This window comes from Mycobacterium sp. 236(2023), from assembly GCF_029623955.1.
Lineage (GTDB): Bacteria > Actinomycetota > Actinomycetes > Mycobacteriales > Mycobacteriaceae > Mycobacterium.
In genome coordinates this window covers 24,169-40,909 of sequence record NZ_JARSBP010000017.1, presented here as the reverse complement: position 1 = coordinate 40,909, position 16,741 = coordinate 24,169, and the positions used below count along the sequence as shown (strand labels likewise).

Genomic DNA, 16,741 nt, shown 5'->3' with positions numbered 1-16,741 from the left:
CGCCGCACCCAACTCGCGCAGCAGGATGTTCAACGTGAACGAGACCAGAACCGTGAACGGGATGGCCACCAACAACGTCGGCGCCATCGCCACCTTGGCCACAAACCAGCACTGCTCCAAAAACTCACGCCACTGAAACGGCCGCACGAACACATAACGCACCGCATCCAGCGACATCGAGAAGAACCCGCCGACAGCCTGCATCGCCCCCGACAAACCATTCGGCAACGCGATACCCGTCGTCCACCGATCAGCTGCGGACAACTCAGGCGCACCGGGCCGCGCGTCGGTGATCACTTCACGCGACCTCGTAGTGCCTGACGTAGCTTGTCAGCAAAGTATGGACCTTTCCGATGGAGCGTGAAGGCGTCGGGAAACGGCACGCGTTTCAGTTCGGATAGGCGGACCCACTTTCGTGATCCGGGTCACCTACGCACTGAACAATATAGCAACATATGTTCCATTGACAATGCGCTTGCAGACCGTCCGCTGTGTGCACGTGGAAACCGCGTCGGCTCTGGATTGGAAGTTGTATTGCTCCAGCGGAGTCGCTAGCCGGGATCGGCGTGTTCTCATCGTTCGTTCTACGTAGGTCGACCGCCGCAGCGATACACAGAAGCAGATTCTGTCTTATTGTTAATTTGTGCGGCGTCTGAGATGGTCGATCCTGCTGAGGCCACTCCGCGGGGTTCCGTCAACGAAGACCAAATAGGTCCGCTGTAGCGGAGCTCAGAGGCGTGACGGCGGACGCCTCCGTTCGCTGAATCAATACGCGCGCGAGGTGTGAAGCGCCAGCGAGTTGCTCGACTACGAAAGACTGCCGTGATCCACCGCCCCTTCGATCAACCCATCAACGGCACGCATTGAGCCTGAAATGCCGAGTGTCTCCGCACGCTGCGACGCATCCGGTGTCGCGTCTGCTACTGCGTCGGCGAAGTATAAGAGGTACAAACCCGAGTTAATCTCCCGCGGATTGTTGCGGACGCGTCTCGGCAGGTGGGCGAGTGACCACAAATCTGACGACAACGCCGACGACAGTCGCGTGTCCAACCACGCCAGCTACACTGCATTCCGACAGCTAAACTGCCTGTTCACGGGACTTGCCCGGTCCTGGCTGTGTGGGGGCAGGCGGTTCATCTTTCCTGCTTGCGTGTCCGGCGATTCGCTGCCAATCCAGTACTCAGCAAATCCAGTCGAACGTCAGACCGAAATGCCCTGAGGACGGTGCGTTCTCACCACGTCCGTCACAACTGGGTACGAACTCACGGAAGCGGTGCGAGACGGCGTGAGACGGTTTTCGCTGGTCGATGGGTATCGAGAGCCGTTGCGAGACAGCTGAATTCGAGCACTGTCCGACAGGGGGTCAAGTGGTCGCAGGTTTAAATCCTCCCAGCCTGGCCCGACTCCAAGGCACTTCCGAAATCTTGGGGAGTGCCTTTTCCGGACTTAACCCGAACCCGACTCAACGCTGAGAGAAGTACCCACGACTTCGATCGCCGCCGGTTCGGTCTGCCGCAGGAGTAATGGAAAGGTTCACCGGTGATGGAGATGTTTCTGTTCCCGTCTAGCGTTCAGGGCCTGCCGCGACAATCTGAGCGGCGATGTTGACAATTTTGGTATTCGTGTCTTGAGACAGTTTGACCAGAAGTTCGAATGCTCGGACGGCGTCGATAGTGAATCGTTCCATCAGCATTCCTTTGGCCTGCCCGATGGTGTCGCGGCTGGCGAGTGCTGAGTGGAACTGCGCCTCGCGGTCGTGGGCGATGAGCGCTAATGCCCCATGGGTGGCCAGCGTTACTGCTGCCGCTTGGCTCTCTGGTTGAAATGCGTTGGGGGAGCGGCTGAAGAGGTTCAGCGCAGCTCGGCAGCTGGGCCGTCCCTGATGGGTGTAAAGCTGCAGCGACATGACGCTGCGGGCGCCCGCGGCGACCGCAGCCCTGGTGTATTCGGGCCAACGCTGGTCGTTGCTGAGATCGTGGCTGAGCACCAACGTTTCGCCGACCGCGGCGTCGATGCAGGGGCCGTAGCCGAGGCGGTGTTGGAGGCGACTCATGTCGCTGGCCAGCGCAGAGGTGGGCGCCACCGAGCGGTAGCCGCCGCCTTCGTCGATGAGGAGCACGTCAACGCTGTCGATGTCGGCGATCAAGGTCGTTGCGGCGGCGGTGATCGATTCCAGGGTGGCTTCTACGGTGCGGGGGTTTGCAAATTCTCGCACCACCTTCGCCATGGATTCGCGCACTGCAGTCACAATGTCGTGGTTGTCGGTCACGCCGGCCGGGGTGTTCAACAGCCGTCCTCCTATCTGCCACATCTCGTCGACGATCCGCGTCGGGCAGATTTTCGCACGCCTACACCGCTGAACAGCCGAGGCCTTCTTTGGGGGCAAGGCATGCAAGTACCCTCGCCCACTGCCGCGAGCGACGCAGCAGTGCGAACGTGCCGCCGGGGCCCTGGCGATCTGAGTCGCAAGTTCGATGGGTCAAGTGTTGCGTTGATGGGTAAGAACTTGCGAGCGGAGCTCCCCGACTGCTGACCGATGTTGAGTCCCCAGCATCGATTGATTCTGAGCTGGTCGGGGAGTTCCGCGCTGGTGTCTGAGCGGAGCCCGGCACCTCTTCGATCCTACTGAACTTCTTGTTCATTATTCCTGACGGGTCACCACAGCCATTCGAGTCAAGGTTAGGTGTCCTGGAGACCACTGATGTCACAGGCTTGATGGATTCGCGGCCCGCGCCGCGTCAGTTGACAGGCGTTGAGCTCCTCATCGTCGCCAGCGTGAGATAGTTACTCGTCGGTAACGGGTGCAGCAGAGTCGCTCGCTGGTGCATGTCGGTGTTTTACCGACGAGTCAGCGAGGATGTGGTCACTGATGGTGCAGTCTGCGGGTTCACCGCATGGCGGAGGACTCACATTCAGCTCAGAAGTCGGTAGCGAAACGGTGGTCTTGCGTGTATCGGGCGCCGTGGACATGCTGACCGCGCCGACCTTCACTCAGTACGTCGACTCCGTGCTGGACACGACCCTCTCCGGGCTAATCATCGATTTGACGGAGGTGAGCTTTCTGGCATCGGCGGGCTTGGAGGCGCTGGTCAAGGCGCAGCGGAAGGCGGGTGAATCGACGGCGCTCATCGTGGTGGCTGCCGGCCCAGCGACACGCCGGCCCATCACCCTCACCGCCGTCGATCGCGACGTACGGGTGTGCACCACGATAGGTGAGGCTCACGCGGTTCTCGATAACCGGTGAGCTGCTGAGCAGTCAAGAAAGTGGGCGCTCTATGCGCTTGCCGAATGTCTGCGGGGTATTTGCGTCGTAGAGATGGGGCTGGGAAGCACCGAAGCGGGAACTCGGGAATTGGCGCAATCGGCAGCATCGCTCGTGGCGTGCAAGCACGCCTCTGCCGGGGCGCTGGCTCGAGCGGATCGAAATGTAACTCATGCCGCTAGTTCGAAGGGTTGCGGCGGTCGGCCCCCGCCGCGAATGCGTCGAGAGCCCTCAGCACTTCGGCTGCGCGCCGGGCTCTGTTGCGTGACCGGTCGGTGAACTCGACGATGATCCCTGCCTCTACCAATGGGTCGATGTATCGGCGAGCGTTCCCCGTACTGATGTCCAGCTGGCGCTAGAGGAATCTCGCATTCAAGACCGGGTGCTTAATGAGCAAGTCGGCGACGCGATGCACCGCTGAGTCACGCCGGGCAGCGACCTTCGAATTCCACGACTCGCGAATAGATCTGAGCTCGGCAACGAGTTGTCGGCCGTTGACAACGGCTAGCAGCGATGCTTCCGACAGGCGCGCGACGATCGGAGGGACGTCGCCCTGGCGGTAAGCGCCGAGTGCGTCGAAGTACGCGTCGGTGTTGGTGAGTAGGCCGGCAGAGACGGGGACGGTGATCTGGCGGGTGAGCTGCTTGTGGCGCGGCATCGCTTGGGTGAGAGCTCGTCCGGTACGGCCGTTTCCGTCCGTAAAGGGGTGGATGGTTTCGAACTGGGCGTGCGCTATCGCGACCTGGGGGGAGCGCGGGCACATCGGAGCGGCGGGTGAAATCAAGTAGGTCCGCAATCGTGCGAGGGATGCGCGAGTGGTGAGGAGCGATGTAGTCAGCGCCTCGGGGGCCGAACGTTCCGCCACCGATCCAGACCTGTTCACTACGCCATTGCCCGGCGCGGGACCGGTCGCTGTCACGCATCAGCGCGGCGTGCATGACAAGGATCGCGTTCTCGTCGAGCTGGTCGGCCAAAGCAACGGCCGCTTTAATAGCCTCGGTGTTAGAGACGATCAGTGCGGCGTTGCGCCGGCCGGTGTCACCCAGGGCTTCGGTTTCGGCGATGGCGCGTGCTGATGCGGTCAGATTCTCGATGTTGGAGCTCGCTGACGATTCGGATCGCAGCAAGACCACGGAAAAAGCCGCAATCTCATCTCCGAGCTCAGCGTCGAACCGAGTGATTTCATTGCTTGCTTCCTCGGCGTCTGCCAGTACCGCGGCCGGGAGTGTGACGGCTAATTCGGCGATGGACGCCGGAATCGCTGCTTCTCCCCGGCCTGACGCTGTGCCGCGCGCAGGTCCGCGAGTCCGTAACCTGCTTCAACGGGTACACCCCAGATCAACGTCTCGTACGTCAGCGCGGTGGTGCCACAGCTTCAAGACAGCATCACTTAGCGCATTAAGTGATGCTATCGACAGCACTGGACATCAGCTGTCGACCTCACGCTTGCGACTGGCCCCATCCGGCCCCATAAGGTGGACCGAACGCCGTTCTTGCCCATTTGGGGGAGTATTAGAAGGAGATCGCTGAATTTCTTCCAGCAGGGCGGGACGTCACCCCAAATTTGATCCCCATTTGATGGGGCCAAAATGGGGCCAAACTTTCAGAACAGGTGCTCTGAGGGGTCCAATTCGGCTATTCTGCACTGCCCTGACCAGCAAGAACGGAAACCTGTTATGCCTCAAGCCATCTCACACGCGGAAGGTCGCTGGTTCGAACCCAGCCGGGACCACCACAAATCACTCCAGGTCAGTGGCTAGTTCTCTGCCGTCGCAGGTCGTTTCAAATATCGTTGCTGGTTGCCGGTTGGGCCGGAATGGGGCCAAAGCCAACAACGAGGCTAGAACGGCCCATGGTTGGTGTCGGCGACGCTCGCGCCGAGCGTGCCTGTGGTGACTGCCGGGTCACCGCTGGCGGTTCGGTCAGACGGGTCCTGCCGGCGAATCACCGATTGTCGAAGAGTGCGTCTCGACGGCGCGTCTGCCGAGTGACAATCGAGGGGCCGGCCAGCGGTTCAGGCAGCAGCCCGGGTGGGGCGTCGATGACGGCCGGGATTGCGTTGACCGCAGCCATCGCGGTGGCGGTGACACCGGGGTTCGTGGCGTCGTCGGGGGAAGGGTCGAGCCGCAGGTCGAGCGTCATGTTGGGATTTCCTTCGATGCGGAAGACCATGCCGCCTTGGCCGGGTTGTGCTGGGCGTGGCCAATTCTCGGGCCACGGCGTGGAGGTCACTGTTGCGAAGTACTGCACCGATGCGACAGGCCGTTCGTCATGTATTGCCGCCAATTGCCAGCGGTGTCCGCAGATCGTGTTCTTGGCGATCACACCGAGGGCGGTGTCCAGGTCGTGGGGGGCCAATACCGTTTCCCACTCCAGCGCGACGTTGTCGATGGTCACCCGCAGCACGTCCGCTATGTAGCGCACCACTGGTTCCCAGTCATCGCTCACTTTGCCGACCGCGATGCGGACCGGCACATGGCCGTCAGGCTTGCCGAAGCCCATCGATTCGTGAAGGACCTCCCAGATCGGGTACGACAGGTCCAGGTCGAGGGCGTACTCGTCCATCCGGTAGGCGTGGACGGCCCCAGCGCCGGCCAGCAGTGCGGTGGGCAGATTGAGACTCACGAAGCCGGGTTCGCAACCAGTTGCGTAGAACGTCGAACCGCCGCTGATGGCGGCTTTCTCGATCGGCTCTCGCCATTTGGTGGGCGCCGCACTCGGATACACCATCGGAATGGCGGAGATCGTCACGACGTTGATGCCGGCCCTCAGGTAGCCGACGATGTCGGCAATCACCTCGTCTTCGCGTCTGACCGCGGTGGCGCAGTAGGCGACGCAGTCTGGCTGGGCGGCCAGGACCGCGGCCACATCCTCGGTGGCGGCGATGCCTGTGGCGGGTCGACCGCACAACTGGCCTGCATCGGTGCCGACCTTCGATTCCGAGGTCACCTTGAGCCCGACGAGATCGAGCGCCGGGTCGTCGATGATGGCTCGCAGCGCCACGCTTCCGGTCATGCCGGTGCCGACGTGGGCGACGCGCCGAGGCGCGTGCGTTCCTTCAGAGGAACGGGTCATGGCGTGCACCTCTCGCGAGTGGAGTGAATCGGTTGCAGCGTGCCGACCTATGCACGCTAGCCCATGCTCTGCGCGATCAAACCCCGATTGTGCAGAGACAATCGTCGTCTGGGTGCGACCTAGCGTGCTGTCGTGACTAGCCGAAAATCGATCAGATATGATGTGCTGCAGTAGAATCCGACCGTCTTCTGCTGTCGGAACGCGGCTGATCGTACGCAGGTCTCGCTTGATACACCCCGCGCCGCAGTGCGGCCGATGCTTCCATGAGAATGATTAAAATACAAAGTTGCAAATAGTGGTTCTCATACTACAGACTGAGCGAACGACCGCGAATTCGTAAGGGCGATCATGAGCGAAGCACACGCCGAGGTGACTCGATGGGATCCGGAATTCACCGAGCGGGCCATGCAACTGGTGAGGCCGTTCGTGAAGGCCTATCACCGCGCCGAAGCCAGCGGGCTGGAGAGCTTTCCGGATGGTGGTGCGTTGGTGGTGTCGAACCATTCTGGTGGCCTCTTCGCGCTCGATGTCCCGGTGCTTGCCACCGCCTTCTACGAAAAGTTCGGTTACACCCGGCCGATCTTCACCCTCAGTCACGACATGCTCGTGACAGGCGCGATCGGCCAGCTCCTGTCACGTGCGGGATTCATCTCTGCCAGCCATGAGAGTGCTTCGGCCGCGCTGGGTTCCGGCGGGATCGTCGTCGTGTTCCCGGGCGGTGACTACGATGCCTACCGGCCGACTTCCGCACGTAACACCATCGATTTCGGCGGTCGCACCGGTTACGTCAAAGCAGCACTGGCATCCAAGGTCCCGATCGTGCCGATGGTTTCCATCGGAGGCCAGGAAAATCAGATCTACCTGACCAGGGGTGCGGGTCTGGCGCGGGTCCTGCGGGTCGACAAGCTCATGCGGGTCAAGATCGTGCCTATCTCCGTCGGAGCCCCCTTCGGTTTGACGGCGTTCCCGATCAACGTGCCACTGCCCACCAAGATCGTCACGAAAGTCCTGCCTCCCATCGATATCGAGGCGACTTTCGGGCCAGACCCCGACATCGCCGAGGTCGACGAGCACGTGCGCGCTGCCATGCAGGTTGCACTCGACGATCTCGCCCGGGCGCGGCGGTTCCCTGTCCTGGGATGAGGTCAGGGGGCCATGACTCCTTCAGGCATGGTGAGGTGCGGGGACAGTCCAGCAGCGCGCCGAATCGCAATGAAGTCTTCGACCATGGCTTCGGTGAGGTCGTGTGGATCCCCTACGGTGAGCCCATCGGCGAGCACCGAGATGCTGATTTGGTCCACGTAGCTCCAGACGGTGATGTTGAGTCCGCTGCCGACAGTGAGCGGTCCCACCGAATAGAGTTCGGAGACGACTCGTCCGTTGACACGTCCTCGCTTGCGCGGACCGATGACGTTCGAGATCGGGAGCGTGAAGATCTTGTTGCGACTGTCCCGATTTCCTAAGTATCTGAACAGCGCTTCGGCGGGCGCGGGCGGCAGGTACTCCGACCATCGGCAGATCAGCTCCGGTCCGAGCAACCGGTGATTCTCTTTCGCTGTTCGCGCTGCCGCACGCGCAGCCTTCAAGCGCTCGATGGGGTCGGCGATGTGACTGGGCAATGGTACGAGCATGCCGCTGAAACGATTGCCGTACAAGCGGTCTGGTGACATGTCGAAGCTCACTGGCACGGAGGCGAGCAGCGGATGCTCGGCGTCGTCGTCGTAGCGCAGACGCAGCGCGCGCAGACCACCTGCGGCCAGCCCCAGAACGAGGTCGTTGACCTTCACACCCAGCGTTGATGCGGTGTGCTTGACATCGCTCAACGACAACGTCGCGGTAGCGAAACGTCTTCTCGCATCCAGTTTGTGGTTGATGAACGATGGTGGCGGGGTGAAAGGCCACGCGAGCTCGGGGGAGAGGGCTCTGCTGCTCGCACGCACCCTCCTGATCCCGTCGGCGGTGTATCGCACCGCCGACGGAATCCTGGCGATCTGCCGTAGATGGTCCCGTAGGGCTGATGCGACGAGTGCGGTGGGCGGCGGAACCGGTTCGTCTCGATACAGATCCGGGTCGTCGTCATCGCCCAGACTGAGGTCCATGCCCTTTGCCAGTAGGTTCGCGGCCGCGACACCGTCGGCGAGTGCATGGTGGACCTTGCCGACGACGGCGACTCGATTGCCGGCCAGACCCTCAAGCAGGTGCAACTCCCACAGCGGGCGGGTGCGGTCCAGGGGTGTGCCTGCGATCTCGCCGACGGCCTCGTCGACCTGTCGGCGTCCCCCGGGTGCGGCCACCTGGACGGACCGCACGTGGTATTCGAGGTCGATCTGTGCGTTTTCGCGCCACATCGGATGATGGAACCGCAGCGGGATATCGATGAGCTGAAACCGAAACGGGTCGAGCTTGTAGAGCCTTCCGGCGACGACCTGCCGGAACTCCTCGATGCCGTAATGCTGACCGATACCTTCCATGTCGATGATCGCGACCTTGAGGGTGTGCATGTGGACGGTCGGAGTCTCGGAGTAGAGCATCGACGCGTCCCACCCGCTGAGCCGGATCACGAGGCTCTCCCGTCGTCAGTTGGCAATCGCTATTCGAAAGCGATGACTCCGCGAATGTTGTTGCCCGCCCGCAAATCCCGCATCGCCTCATTGATGTCGTCGAGTTTGTACTTCTGTGTGACGAGCTCGTCGAGCTTGAGCGTGCCGGCCTCGTACATGGACAACAGCTTGGGCATGGCGTCTCTGGGGTTCATCTCGCCGTAAAGGACGCCCTTGAGCGTCTTACAGGAACTGACCATGTCGGGCAGGATCAGCGGAACCATCATGTCGCTGACTTTCGCCATGCCGGTCAGCACACAAGTGCCGCCCTTCCTGAGCATCATCATCGCGACCAGGACCAGATCCGGGGGAACGACGCCTGGAGTGAGAACCACCCGATCCGCCATGACACCCCAGGTGATCCCCTTGACGAGATCCACGGCGCTTGCGGCGTCGGCGGCGGTGTGGGTGGCGCCGAACGTCGGCGCGATCTGACGTTTGAATTCGTTGGGATCGACCGCGACGATGTGTTTGGCGCCGGCGATTTTCGCCCCCTGTACGGCGTTCATCCCGATGCCGCCCACCCCGATCACGACGACGGTGTCGCCGGGTTCGGTCCCGGCAGCCACCGATCCGGATCCGAACCCCGTCGTGACACCGCACGACACGAGGGATGCCGCTTCCAACGGAATCCAATCATTGATCTTGACCAGGGACCGTTCCGACGCGACGACATACTCCGAGAACGTCCCCACCTGCATCATGGCCATCAGATCCTCGTCTCCGAGGTGGCGCCGCCGGGTGCCGTCGGTCGTCATCGCCTTGTCGTAGATATCGGCGCCGACATCGCACAGATAGGTGTGCCCGGTAGCGCACCACCGGCAGCTTCCGCACGCGGGGAAGAACGAAATGGCAACATGGTCACCAGGTTTGAGCGTCTTGACCTCCGGCCCGACCTCTTCGACGACGCCGGATCCTTCGTGCCCGCCGAGCATCGGGAACCACTCGGGCACCGTGACGCCCGAGGCGCGCATGAGTTCCTCCATGTCTTTGCTCGGCACGCTGTCGCCGGTGTAGAAGTGCTCATCGGAGTGACAGATGCCCGCGTAGGCCATTTTGACGAGGACCTCGCCGGCATGAGGTGGATCAAGGTCGACATCGGTGACTTCCCAGTCGATTCCGACACCGCGTAGCACTGCTGCCCGGGACTTCATGATGCCGGCCACCCCACTGTCTTGGTTTCGGTGAAGATCTCGAGGCCCTCGATACCGCACTGGCGACCGATGCCGGATTGTTTATAGCCGCCGAAGGGGGCGTCGGCGCCGTACCACAGGCCGCCGTTGATGCCGAGTGTGCCGGTGCGGATGCGGGCGGCGACGCTCTTCGCGCGCTCCAGGTCGCTGGCGAAGACGACCCCGGACAACCCGTAGATCGAGTCGTTGGCGATGCGCACGGCATCGTCATCGTTGTCGAAGCCGATGACAGACAGCACGGGTCCGAAGATTTCCTCCTGCGCGATGGTCATCCGGTTGTCGACGTCGGCGAACACCGTGGGCTCGACGAAGTACCCCTTGGGCAGGTGTTTGGGGATACTGCCGCCGGTGACGAGCCGGGCCCCTTCCTGTTTGCCCTTCTCGATGTATCCCATGACGCGGTCCTGCTGTCGTTTGGAGACCTGTGGCCCCTGCAGGATCGACGGATCGGTGGGATCGCCGTACTTGTTCCTCTCCATCGCCACTTTCACGATTTCGACCGCCTCCTCGTACCGGGAGTTCGGAACAAGTAGGCGAGTGGGCATGGCGCACCCCTGGCCCGCGTGCATCGAGATGAACGCGCTTCCACCGACCGAGCTCTTGATGTCGCCTTCGTCGTCGAGTACGAGATACACGGACTTGCCGCCGAGCTCGAGGAAGGTCGGCTTGACGGTCTCGGCGGCGGACTTCATCACCTGTCGTCCCGTTGCGGTGGACCCGGTGAAGGCCACCATGTCGACCAGGGGAGAGGTCGACAGCACCTCGCCGACAAGATGATCCGAGGAGGTCACGATATTGATAACGCCAGGCGGGATGTCAGTCTGTTCGGCGATGATCCGGCCGATCCGGGTGGCATTCCACGGGGTATCGGGCGCAGGCTTGAGCACACACGTGTTGCCCATGGCGAGGATCGGGCCGATCTTGTTCAGAATGATCTCGAAGGGGAAGTTCCACGGAGCGATGACGCCGACGACCCCGATCGGCTCTTTCCACACCTCGCGGGTGGCCGGCGTACCCATGCCGAACGCGTCTTTGTCGGGAAGTGAACGCTTCCAGGGGAATTGATCGATCATGTCCGCCGGCCAGCTCAATGCTTCTTTGAGCGGTACGTCGAGTTGCGGACCGAATGTGCTCAGCAGCGGGCACCCGACCTCGGCGATCAACTCCGCCCGCAGGTCCTCTTTTTCTGCCTCCAGTGCGGCCTGCAGTTGCCGCAGACCTGACGCCCTGGCCGCCCCGTTGCGCGACCAATCGGTCTCGTCGAATGCGCGCCGCGCCGCGGCGATCGCGCGTTCCATGTCGGCACGCGACCCATCGGCGGTGCCACCCATCACCTCTTCGGTGGCGGGGTTGATGTTGTCGAACTGCCGGCCTGTCTCGGATTCGACGAGCTTGCCGTCGATGAGCATGCGGGATTCGTGTGCCACGCTTATGTGTCCTTGTCCATTACCAGTTTCGGAGAACTTTGACTGCCTCTGAAGGGCGGGGCGCCAGAGTCAGGTATGGGATGAAACTGCTCTTGCCACACTGCAGTACGGAGTGCACGACGTCGGTGAGGTGCTCGGCGTCGACCAGCCCACCTTGCATCTGACCGTTCTCCATCCACAGCCGGATGGCCTTCTCGAGCGCATCGGGATCCCAGCCCTTGTTGAACTCGGTCTGGGAATCACCCTTCCCGCCGAAGCTGTCGCCCACGGCCAGGCGGGTGAAGCCGATATTGGGATGTTCTATCCGCCACGCCTCGACCAGCTTGTCGAGTGCGGCTTTGGTCACCGCGTAGGCGCCCAGCAGGGGCCAAGGGTTGGTGTAGGAGGCGCTGAGCGACGACAGGTACACCGCGGAGCCACCCGACGCGGCCAGATGTGGTGCCGCAGCGGAGGTGGCGAGCGATGCGCCGGAGACGTTGGTGGCGAACATCTGTGCCCACTGTTCGCCACTGACGTCGGCCAGTGGCGAAAGGATGCCCATACCGGTGGTGTAGACGAGAGCGTCGAGTCCGCCGAAGGTGTTCACGACTTCGGCCATCGCAGCCTGGCACGACGCGGTATCGGTGACGTCACATGCGACGGCCGCCGCACCGTTGCCTGCTTCCTTGGCGGCGTTGACCAGACGGTCGTAGCGTCGTGCGAGGAACGCGACCTGGGCGCCCTTTTCGGCCAGCCCGACTCCGATGCAACGGCCCAGGCCCGCCGAACCTCCGACGACGGCGACCCGCAACGGCGGCTCAGTCATGGGCTGTGTGTCGTTGTGCATTGGTCTCCTGAAACTAATCGAGAGGGACGCTATCAAGAAACTAGAGGGACTATATACGAAAGATGGAAACATACATTTTCGGTTGGCTGGCGGAAAGCCCTGAGGGAGAAGTAAGCGCTACTGCCGCAATACTTTTCGACGAGGAGTAGCAAACGTGACGAGGAGACGGTCCAGGACTTCTGACGCACGAGTACGAGCGTCAGCCGGGTCCGACGCGTGCGCCACGAGCAGGGAGGCCTCTTCTAGCGCGGCCACGAGCATGTGGGTCAGTTCGTAGACGGGTTGATCGTCGATGATGCCTTCGGAGATCGCCTCACGGACCTTCTCCTCGATGAGCGCAATACTGTTGCCTTCCTGGATTGCGCGCAGCGCCTGCCAGCCCAGCACCACCGGCCCGTCGAGCAGCATGACGCGCTGTACCTCGGGTTCCAGCGCCGCCTCCAGGAATCCATGCAGCCCGCGAGTCAGTTGCTCCCACGGATCCGCGCCTTGCGGCGGAGAGGCCAGTGACCGCAGCGTGAGATCTCTTTCGACTTCCTCGAACACCGCGCGGAAGAGCTCGGACTTGTCTTTGAAGTGGTGATAGAAGGCTCCGCGGGTGCCCACGCTCGAAGTCTTGACGAGATCTCCGATGCTGGTGTTGAAATACCCCCTGGCGACGAAGAGCTCACGACCTGCGTCAATGAGGTTCCGGCGGGTGAGGTCGCCGCGGGCCCGGCGTTCATCGTCGGTACCGCCCCGCTTTGCCATGCCGACCATGTTAGCAACATTCATGTTGTATGTTGCGAAGATGGCCGACGAAGAAGTCATCGCATATGGTTCCGTCGCTCCGCTCAAAGTCGGCTTGCTGAACGACTATCCAACGCGTGGCGACACCGACAACGACACACTCGCGGCGATGAATCTCGTTATCGATGAGGCGCTCGCCGTGGGGCTGCTCGATCGACCTGTCGAGATCGTCCAGCGCAACGTCGTCGGGCTTCCCAATGGCACCTACAGGGCGGTGGAGGATGCCTTCGACGAGCTCGTCGCCGAGGGATGCCTGGCCATCTTCGGTCCATGGATCTCCGACAACGTGGTACCACTGCGGGCGCACGTCGACGCGACCGCACGCACACCGATCATCACGCTTTCGGGGTCCGAGGGGGCCCTCGGCGAGTGGTGCTTTGCGCTCAACAACGGTTCCATGGCCGAGGAGCCGGTGATGCTTGCCGCGGTCATGCTCGGTGACGGTCGATCGCGGATTGCGATTGCCTACGAAGCCTCGCTGATCGGCAAGGAGTACCTGTCATTCGCCGAGAAGGCTTATGTCGCGGCTGGTTTGACGGTCGCGACCACCGTGGCGATTCCCCAGGTAGAAGCAGACAAGGCGCAGGCGGTCGAGCTGTTGCGCGCTGCGGAGCCGGATGCGCTGGTGCACGTGGGCTTCGGGCACGGATTGTGGGGATTCACCGACGCCTTGCTGGCTGCCGGATGGGATCCACCGCGGTACACGACGACCGCTTTCGAGATGGCGCACATCAATGCTGAGTGGAAGCGGCACCTTGCAGGCTGGGTCGGGCTCGACAGCTACGACGAACGGAACTCGGTCGGCCAGCGCTTCTTGGACCGATTTGCCGCGCGCTACGGCAGGCGGCCCGGCCATTCCATGCCGGGGCTGGCCCACGATGCAGCGACGGTGATCGTTCGGGGGCTGGCCGCCGCGCGGCCTCTCACCGGCGAAGGGGTGAAGCTAGGCTTCGAGCAGGTCAAGCTGATACCGGCGGCCAGTGGGGCACCGGGCACCTTCCTTCGGTTCGGCAGGTACATCCGTCAGGGCTGGTTGGGCAGCGATTACCTGGTGGCCCGACGCGTGTTGCCCGACGGTTCCGCACATGTCTTCCACGCGGCGCCGAGCGACAACATCTCACGCGCCGTGGCCTCCATCTAGCTGGATGGCACCGAACACCGGAGCCGTGACGATCCCGGCGGGTCGCTCCAGGACGTAGGGGATCGCGCGTACGGCGCTCATCGCGATCATCAGGTGTCCTGGCATTGTGGGCTGCCCCCCGGGAGTTGCGTTGTCACCACCGACGTCGAGCGCAAGCTCGAAACTGGGATTGCCCGAGATGACGGCGCGGATCAGCGGCGCCTTCTGTCCAGCGGCCAAAGGGCTCAAACCCCACTGAGGCAGGTCGCGGGTGAGGATCCATTCTTCGTGAATGGCCAGCAACACACGGCCCGACCAATGACCGAGCCATGAGAAGCGTTGACCGACAACGGTTCCTGCCTCGATGACTCCTGCGCGCACGGTTATGTCATGCGGCAGGGTGGTGGCGTCCACCGATACGTCGATCTGGGAGAGTTCGATCCCCAGCACATCGGCGGTCGCGTTCAGCGCCTGACGGTAGGCCATGTCGAGTTTCTTGATGATCGGCGAGTCGGCCGTGACGTCGGACGGAGTGCGGCCCATTCCCATCAGGTCGACAAGCATCGGTCGGCTGTCGACGCCGGACACGTCGGTGGCCTCGTACAGATCGATGCGATCGATGTTCTTGCTGAGCCCGGTCACCGTGGCGACGAGTCGTTCGAACATGAAGCCTGGGTTCTCTCCGGCGGCATGAAAGCGCGAGTTCCCCGCCCGGCATGCGTCGACGAACGCGGTCTGCGTGACAGCGCCGTAGGTCGGCAGATGGTTGTAGGACGTCGTGCTGATGACGTTGGTCCCTGCGGAGAGGAGCCTGCAGATGTCCTCGGCGTTGGTTTCGACGGCGTGTGCTTTGCTCGCGGCATGGATGACGACGTCGGCGCCGAGTGCGACGATTTCGTCCTTGTCCGTGGTGGCAAGGATGCCGGTGGTCGCGGGCAGTCCGCACAGTTGCCCGGCGTCCAGGCCCGCCTTGTCGGGGTCGTAAACGAGTACGCCGGCCAGCTGGAAACGTGGATTCTCGATCAGCTCCCTCAAGGCGGCTCGGCCGACGGCCCCAGTAGCCCACTGGACTGCGCGAATAGCCAATCAATCACTCCTGGTTGTGCTTTCGGGGTGCGAATGCGTGCAGGCGATCAACATACATCATGTAGGTTTGCAACCACCAGGGTGTATGTTGATGCTGCCGTTGTCACAGTGAGGAGCCTTCATGGTGGGGCAACCGACCGTCGAAGAACTCGAGCAGAGCATTCGCGATGCTCAGGACAGATTCAACGAGGGCATGGGTGCCGACGGCAACGCAACGCCATACCCGTTGCTCAAGGAACTTCGAGCGCAAGCGCCGGTGCACCCTGGCTGGCCTGAAATGGGCATGATCGGAAATTCAGGTGGCGGTCCGCCGACGTTCACCGCCTACTCTTTTGACGCGGTCAAGGCGGTATTCACCGACAACGTCACCTTCAGCACGCGTTGCTACGAAGACATCGTGCGCCCTTTGCAAGGGCCGACCATTCTGGAGATGCAAGAACCTGAGCATGCGGTGTATCGCAAGCTGCACGAATTCGCCTTCGCGCGGTCTTCCATGAAGCGCTGGGACAGCGACTTGGTTGGCCCCCTGGTGGACAAGACCATCGCGAAGTTCAAAGGTGCCAAGCGTGCGGATCTCGTCGACGCCGTATTCCTGCCGATCCCGGTGAGGGTGATAGCGGCCCTGCTCGGACTTCCCGACTCCGACGTGCTGCAGTTCCACCGACTGGCCATCGACATCCTGGGCTTCCGAGCCGACATGGACACCGCGATGAAGGCGTCGGCCGACATGCGCGAGTACTTCGTCGGGATCCTCGCCGAAAAGCGCAAAAAGCCCACCGACGACATGGTGTCAATCCTGGCCGGTGCCGAGGTCAACGGCGTGAAAATGTCCGACGAGCAGATCTACGGGTTCATGCGGAACCTGCTGCCCGCGGGTGCCGAGACGACCTCGCGATCAACGGCCAGCCTGGCTCTGGCGTTCCTGACGCATCCCGACCAACTCGATGCAGTTCGCGAAGACCGCAGTCTGCTGCCCCAGGCGATCGAGGAGGGGATCCGATGGGAGACGCCGCTGCTGAACTTCATGAGAGAGGTCACCTGCGACACCGAACTCATTGGAGTGGAGATCCCCAAAGGCGCGACGATGATGCTCAGTCTGGGTAGCGCCAACCACGACGAGTCACGATGGGACGAGCCCGAATGTTTCGACATCTTCCGAAATCGGAAGCCGCACATCGGTTTCGCGCACGGTGCCCATGTATGTCTGGGTATGCACCTGGCACGGCTGGAAAGCTTGAAAATCTTCAATGCGTTGGTCGACGAGCTGCCGGGACTGCGACTGGATCCCGACGCGCCCCCGCCCTACATCACCGGCACGATGTTCCGGTCGCCGCCGCGTCTCGACGTGATCTGGGACTGAACG

General features: G+C 62.4%; 12 protein-coding genes and 2 pseudogenes. 4 read left to right on the top strand and 10 right to left on the bottom strand.

The window, feature by feature from the left end; translation table 11 throughout:
* Window positions 1-204: pseudogene (locus P9A17_RS32950) on the bottom strand (ABC transporter permease); the annotation flags it as partial.
* 1,360 nt (window positions 205-1,564) lie between these two features.
* On the bottom strand, window positions 1,565-2,287 hold the full coding sequence (locus P9A17_RS32945) for a GAF and ANTAR domain-containing protein (protein WP_278043013.1): 723 nt from the start codon (window positions 2,285-2,287) through the stop codon (window positions 1,565-1,567).
* A 570-nt stretch (window positions 2,288-2,857) separates the two neighbouring features.
* Here P9A17_RS32945 and P9A17_RS32940 point away from each other — a divergent pair.
* Window positions 2,858-3,244 (top strand): STAS domain-containing protein, encoded by a 387-nt coding sequence (locus P9A17_RS32940; RefSeq protein ID WP_347403873.1) that lies wholly within the window; start codon window positions 2,858-2,860, stop codon window positions 3,242-3,244.
* A gap of 196 nt (window positions 3,245-3,440) precedes the next feature.
* Here the strand turns inward: P9A17_RS32940 and P9A17_RS32935 are convergent.
* Window positions 3,441-4,619 (bottom strand): annotated as a pseudogene (locus P9A17_RS32935) (Fic family protein).
* Between the two features lie 587 nt (window positions 4,620-5,206).
* Window positions 5,207-6,337 carry a dihydrodipicolinate reductase gene (locus P9A17_RS32930; protein ID WP_278043011.1) on the bottom strand — a complete coding sequence of 377 codons (1,131 nt, stop codon included), beginning with the start codon at window positions 6,335-6,337 and terminating at the stop codon, window positions 5,207-5,209.
* Window positions 6,338-6,685: 348 nt separating this feature from the next.
* Here P9A17_RS32930 and P9A17_RS32925 point away from each other — a divergent pair, with 348 nt between their 5' ends.
* A complete protein-coding gene (locus tag P9A17_RS32925; protein WP_278043010.1) occupies window positions 6,686-7,480 on the top strand; it encodes a 1-acyl-sn-glycerol-3-phosphate acyltransferase in 795 nt (264 codons plus the stop codon).
* A 2-nt stretch (window positions 7,481-7,482) separates the two neighbouring features.
* Here the strand turns inward: P9A17_RS32925 and P9A17_RS32920 are convergent, their stop codons facing one another.
* The 5 genes from P9A17_RS32920 to P9A17_RS32900 all read right to left on the bottom strand — a co-directional run bounded on the left by P9A17_RS32920 (window position 7,483) and on the right by P9A17_RS32900 (window position 13,133).
* Complete coding sequence (locus P9A17_RS32920) at window positions 7,483-8,898, bottom strand: wax ester/triacylglycerol synthase family O-acyltransferase (RefSeq protein ID WP_278043009.1); 1,416 nt, start codon at window positions 8,896-8,898, stop codon at window positions 7,483-7,485.
* 29 nt (window positions 8,899-8,927) lie between these two features.
* A complete protein-coding gene (locus P9A17_RS32915) occupies window positions 8,928-10,091 on the bottom strand; it encodes an NDMA-dependent alcohol dehydrogenase (RefSeq protein WP_278043008.1) in 1,164 nt (387 codons plus the stop codon).
* Window positions 10,088-11,539, bottom strand: a complete 1,452-nt coding sequence (locus P9A17_RS32910; RefSeq protein WP_278043019.1) for an aldehyde dehydrogenase family protein — start codon at window positions 11,537-11,539, stop codon at window positions 10,088-10,090. Before P9A17_RS32910 ends, P9A17_RS32915 begins: the two co-directional genes overlap by 4 nt.
* Window positions 11,540-11,576: 37 nt before the next feature.
* On the bottom strand, window positions 11,577-12,362 hold the full coding sequence (locus tag P9A17_RS32905; RefSeq protein WP_278043007.1) for an SDR family oxidoreductase: 786 nt from the start codon (window positions 12,360-12,362) through the stop codon (window positions 11,577-11,579).
* Between the two features lie 138 nt (window positions 12,363-12,500).
* Complete coding sequence (locus P9A17_RS32900) at window positions 12,501-13,133, bottom strand: TetR/AcrR family transcriptional regulator (RefSeq protein ID WP_278043006.1); 633 nt, start codon at window positions 13,131-13,133, stop codon at window positions 12,501-12,503.
* A gap of 40 nt (window positions 13,134-13,173) precedes the next feature.
* Here P9A17_RS32900 and P9A17_RS32895 point away from each other — a divergent pair, with 40 nt between their 5' ends.
* The gene (locus tag P9A17_RS32895) at window positions 13,174-14,313 is read left to right on the top strand and encodes an ABC transporter substrate-binding protein (RefSeq protein ID WP_278043005.1); all 1,140 of its coding nucleotides are present in this window, start codon (window positions 13,174-13,176) and stop codon (window positions 14,311-14,313) included.
* Here the strand turns inward: P9A17_RS32895 and P9A17_RS32890 are convergent.
* A complete protein-coding gene (locus P9A17_RS32890) occupies window positions 14,290-15,378 on the bottom strand; it encodes a dihydrodipicolinate synthase (protein ID WP_278043004.1) in 1,089 nt (362 codons plus the stop codon). The genes P9A17_RS32895 and P9A17_RS32890 overlap by 24 nt on opposite strands.
* Before the next feature lie 124 nt (window positions 15,379-15,502).
* Here P9A17_RS32890 and P9A17_RS32885 point away from each other — a divergent pair, with 124 nt between their 5' ends.
* A complete protein-coding gene (locus P9A17_RS32885) occupies window positions 15,503-16,738 on the top strand; it encodes a cytochrome P450 (protein ID WP_278043018.1) in 1,236 nt (411 codons plus the stop codon).
* The last annotated feature ends 3 nt before the right edge of the window (window positions 16,739-16,741 follow it).